Source organism: Streptomyces glomeratus (genome assembly GCF_021462825.1).
Taxonomy (GTDB): domain Bacteria; phylum Actinomycetota; class Actinomycetes; order Streptomycetales; family Streptomycetaceae; genus Streptomyces; species Streptomyces glomeratus.
Genome location: NZ_JAKEEB010000082.1, coordinates 1 through 4,346 on the forward strand (window position 1 = coordinate 1; position 4,346 = coordinate 4,346).

The window sequence follows — 4,346 nt, forward strand, 5'->3', positions numbered from 1 at the left end:
CCACCACCTACAACGACGCCGACCAGCCGGTGACCACCACCACGACCCTGCAGCAGGTCACCCGCACGCTGATCACCCACTACGACGAGCTCGGCCGCAAGACCGGCACCTGGGACAGCGTGAACGACGTACGCCGCTCGCTGAGGAAGCGCTCTTTACCGACCTCAGATCCGTACGCTTCGGGGGTGACCGTGGCCGGCACGTCGCGTATGTGTCCGGGACGTACTGAGACGGCGAACGGGCACGGCTGTCATGGTGGAGTCCACCGCCAACCGCCGACTCTCCGCTGCCTCGAGCAGTCCGGGCGAGCGCGATGAGCGACGTGGTTGAGAGGGCTGGGCTCCGCCCGAATAATCGGTGTCTCCTGCGGCCTTCGCCCCGGTAGCGTCGCCGCCGTGACTCCAGCAGATCTCGCGGCCGTCATCTCCGACGGCGTACACACGGCCATCCAGTCCGGACGCATCTCAGCAGAGGTGCCCAAGGAGATCCGTGTGGAGCGCCCCCGCCATCGCAGCCACGGCGACTACTCGACCAACGTTGCCTTGCAACTCGCCAAGTCCGCGGGTCTGCCCGCTCGCGCCGTCGCGGAAGTGCTGGCCCCGCTGGTGAGCGCGGCCGCCGGAGTAGCGAAGGCCGAGGTCGCGGGCCCCGGATTCCTCAACATCACGCTGGAGAGCGCGGCGATCGGCACCCTCGCGCGCGACATCGTCCTGGCCGGTGACGCCTACGGCCGCACGGACCGGCTCGGGGGCCTTCGGCTCAATTTGGAATTCGTCTCGGCGAACCCCACCGGGCCGGTGCACATCGGAGGCGCCCGGTGGGCGGTCGTGGGCGATGTGCTCGCCCGGCTGCTCGAGGCAGCGGGCGCAAACGTGTCGCGGGAGTACTACTTCAACGATGCCGGAGTGCAGATCGACCGCTTCGCACGCTCGCTACTCGCCGCGGCGCAGGGCTCGGCGGTGCCCGAGGACGGCTACAGCGGGGCGTACATCGAGGAGATTGCCGCAGCGGTACTGCGTCGGCAGCCCGCGGCCCTGGGACTGCCGGAGTCCGAGGCCCTGGCCGTCTTCCGGACGGAGGGCACGGCGCTGATGTTCGACGAGATCAAGACGTCGCTCGCCGCGTTCGGCACCCGCTTCGATGTCTACTTCAACGAGAAGGACCTGCACGACCGGGGGGACCTGGACGCTGCTGTCGCCCGCCTGCGGGAAGGCGGTCACGTCTTCGAGGACGAGGGTGCGGTCTGGCTGCGCACCACAGACTTCGGTGACGACAAGGACCGGGTCCTGGTGAAGAGCGACAGGTCCTGGACGTACTTCACCGCGGACTGCGCGTACTACCTCAACAAGCGGTCCCGGGGCTTCGAGCGGGTCGTCATCATGCTTGGCGCCGACCACGCGGGCTACGTGGGACGGATGAGGGCCATGGTGGCCTGCTTCGGTGACGACCCTGACACGCACCTGGAGATCCTGATCGGCCAGTTGGTCAACCTGGTCAAGGACGGGGAGCCGGTCCGGATGAGCAAGCGGGCAGGCACGGTCCTGACCCTCGACGACCTGGTCGAGGCGGTCGGCGTGAACGCTGCGCGGTACGCGCTCGCGCGGGCCAGCGTGGACGCGATGATCGACCTCGACATCGACCTGCTCACCCGGCAGTCGAACGACAACCCCGTCTACTACGTCCAGTACGCGCACACGCGGCCGTGCGCCGTACAGCGCAGGGCGGAGGAAGCCGGGATCGAGAAGGGCGCACCGCAGGACTTCGATCCCTCCCTGCTCACCCACGAGCGGGAGGCCGACCTGCTGGGCATGCTGGCAGGGTTCCCGCAGGTCGTGGCCACAGCCGCCACGCTGCGCGAGCCGCACCGGGTCGCGCACTACCTGGAGCAGTTGGCCGGCGCGTACCACCGCTTCTACGACGCCTGCCGCGTCCTGCCGCGGGCCGGCGAGGACCCGGACGACCTCACCCGGGCCCGGCTGTGGCTGACGCACGCCAGCAGGCTGGTGCTGCGCAACGGGCTCCAGATGCTCGGGGTCTCGGCACCGGAACGAATGTGAGCGCAACCGCTGACCACCCAATAGCGCGCTCAGTCACCTCCTGCGGGCACGCGCCCGCTACGGCTGGCCGGTGGTGTCGGAGGTAGTGGCTGCAGTTTCCAGGAGCTGGGCTTCCAGGTCTGCGATCCGCTTGTCGGCGAAGCGGAGGTTGCTGCGGGAGCCTTCGAGGCGTTCTGCAGGAGCCGATGTTCGCGGGTGAGTTGCGGCACTCGGTGCTTGAGGCTGGTGTTCTAGCTCACCAGAGCCTGGATGGACTCGCCGGGCACCGTTTGGTCGAGGTCCCGCAGGCGTCCCATCAGCTCGCCGATCCGCTGGCGCTGGGTCAGGATCTCCTTCTGGGCGCGGGTGAGTTCGGCCTCAGCGTTCAACGCGCGTTCCCGCCAGGTGGCCTCGATCCGTTCGTGCGTCTCGACGGCAGATTGGTCGTGGCGGCTTCTGCTGTCTGCGATGGCGGCCTGCACGCGGGCGCGCGCCTGCGAGTTCTCGTACAGGAAGGTGGCGGAGACACCAGCCCGGGCAGCAATGGCGCGGACGGTCAGTCGGCCCCGCCCTCGGCGCAGCTGCGCGATGGCGGTCTCGACCTGGGCGATTTTTTGCCGGGTCTGCTCCTGGCGGGCGGCGAGGGCGGCGGCCGTGGTCATGTTTCCTCGGGTTCTTCGGGGTCGTCCTGGCTTTGGGCCAGCTCCGCCGCGCGAAAGGCAGTGCTCCATACGCGGCCGAAGAAGTCCTGCGGCCGGCGTAGGTCCAAGGCTCGGGCCTCCTCCAACAGGCCGACCGCCGCCAGGGCCTTCTCCAGGCCGTCGATCGCCCGGGCGGTCGGCTCGAACGTCTGGTTGCAGGTAGTCGGCGGTCGTGCTGTCGGGGGCGCGCTCGGCGAGCAGACGCCACTGTTCGCGCCTGCGGTGCCAGTAGACGAGGTCGGCGCAGGACATGACGAACTTGCCGCAGTGGTGGCAGTCCAAGTTCCATGGCATGCCCCGCCGTTGACAACCGGCTGGAAGGTGCAGAAGCCGCCGTCAGTGGGTGTTGTTTTGCGGTTCAGATCGATGGCCAGTGCTTCAGCCTGCTCCCGGGTCATGGGTTCGCCGCCGGAAAGCAGGAGTCCGGGTTCGGCGGAGTCGGGGCCGGCCACCCACACCGCCTCCAGGGCTGCATTCAGCCGCGGGTCGTTGTGGGCGAGGTGGACGTAGTGCTCAGCCATCTCGCGGGAGAGCTGGCCCAGGTAGCGCTTGACATGGATCAGGTCGGCGCCGTTCTTGAGCAAGTTCGTCGCCAGCGTGTGGCGGGCTTGATGCAGCACTCCGGTGCCGACCTGCAGCGTTTCCATCCACTCCCGGAAGGCGTCCGCAAACCACGGCGAGCTGACGCCACTGCGCAGGTCGGGGTTGCGGATCCGGCTGGGGAACAGCGCCAGCTACCGGCGCTCCTGGGCGGTTGGGGGACGGCCGTAGCGGCCGGTGAAGCGGGTACGGGTCTTGGCCTGGCGCTGCTCGATGCGGGCGAAGAGCCGGTCGGGGATGCGGATGGCCTGGTCGTAGTTGCCGACCTTGGTCTGGTCGTGCCAGAACAGCGCCAGCCCGTTCAGCCGGGAGATGCAGTCGTAGCGCACCTGAAGCACCTCGTTCACGCGGCGTCCGGTCAGCACGAGCATCTCCCAGGCATCGCGCAGCCCGCCGTCGAACGGGTCGAATTTGTTCTCCATGCGCCGCAGGTTTTCCGGGTGGGCCAGAGCCCGCGCGAGCTCGTCGGGGAACGGCGAGCGGCGGCGTACCGGCGGGTGGTAGCTCGGGATGGCCACGACGAAGCCGCGGTCGAGGCCGAGTTGGTCGGCGGTGCCAGAGTCCAGGGCCTCGCGCAGGATGCGACGGCAATTGCGTAGCACATGGCCGAGCGTGATCGGCGTAACGGTGGAGGGCTGCCCGCTGCGGCTGTCGCCGTCGCCGCGGCGCTGCGGCCCAAGGGAGGGAAGCCGATGCTCGGCCCGGTGCCGCTGATGGGCGACGAAGTCGACAGCAAGGGCCCGCGTCAGTACCTGCGGATCGTGTCCACCGCCCGACCGCCTTGTGGTTTTGGTCCAAAGTGGCTCCGGTGCGCGGCGGGTCGCTCTCCAGCCGGCCCTCCAGGCTGTCCCAGGTCATGTCCCGCGGGGTGGTGTAGTCACGGCAGCTGTTTCGGTTCCGGTTGTGGGGTGATCTGCGGTTCGGGTTCGGTTGGCTTGGTGGTGAAGAGCTCGGCCATGGAGGCTTCGGAGAGGTAGCGGCGGTCGAAGACCTGCCACTCGTCGTGGAG

At 68.8% G+C, this 4,346-nt stretch carries 5 protein-coding genes and 1 pseudogene; 2 read left to right on the top strand and 4 right to left on the bottom strand.

From position 1 onward, the window contains the following. On the top strand, positions 1-317 hold a 317-nt coding region (locus tag LZ604_RS35260; protein WP_234520296.1), incomplete at its 5' end, for a hypothetical protein. A 78-nt stretch (positions 318-395) separates the two neighbouring features. Continuing rightward, the gene (argS, locus tag LZ604_RS35265) at positions 396-2,057 is read left to right on the top strand and encodes an arginine--tRNA ligase (protein ID WP_234520297.1); all 1,662 of its coding nucleotides are present in this window, start codon (positions 396-398) and stop codon (positions 2,055-2,057) included. 230 nt (positions 2,058-2,287) lie between these two features. On the opposite strand, the gene LZ604_RS35270 is transcribed toward argS, so the two are convergent. The 4 genes and pseudogenes from LZ604_RS35270 to LZ604_RS36655 form a co-directional block, all read right to left on the bottom strand. Next, complete coding sequence (locus tag LZ604_RS35270) at positions 2,288-2,698, bottom strand: DUF6262 family protein (RefSeq protein WP_234520298.1); 411 nt, start codon at positions 2,696-2,698, stop codon at positions 2,288-2,290. Then, positions 2,695-3,471: a tyrosine-type recombinase/integrase gene (locus LZ604_RS35275; protein ID WP_308283719.1), complete on the bottom strand. Its 777-nt coding sequence runs from the start codon at positions 3,469-3,471 to the stop codon at positions 2,695-2,697. Before LZ604_RS35275 ends, LZ604_RS35270 begins: the two co-directional genes overlap by 4 nt. Continuing rightward, the gene (locus tag LZ604_RS35280) at positions 3,472-3,939 is read right to left on the bottom strand and encodes a site-specific integrase (RefSeq protein WP_234520302.1); all 468 of its coding nucleotides are present in this window, start codon (positions 3,937-3,939) and stop codon (positions 3,472-3,474) included. 275 nt (positions 3,940-4,214) lie between these two features. Beyond that, positions 4,215-4,346: pseudogene (locus tag LZ604_RS36655) on the bottom strand (IS256 family transposase); the annotation flags it as partial.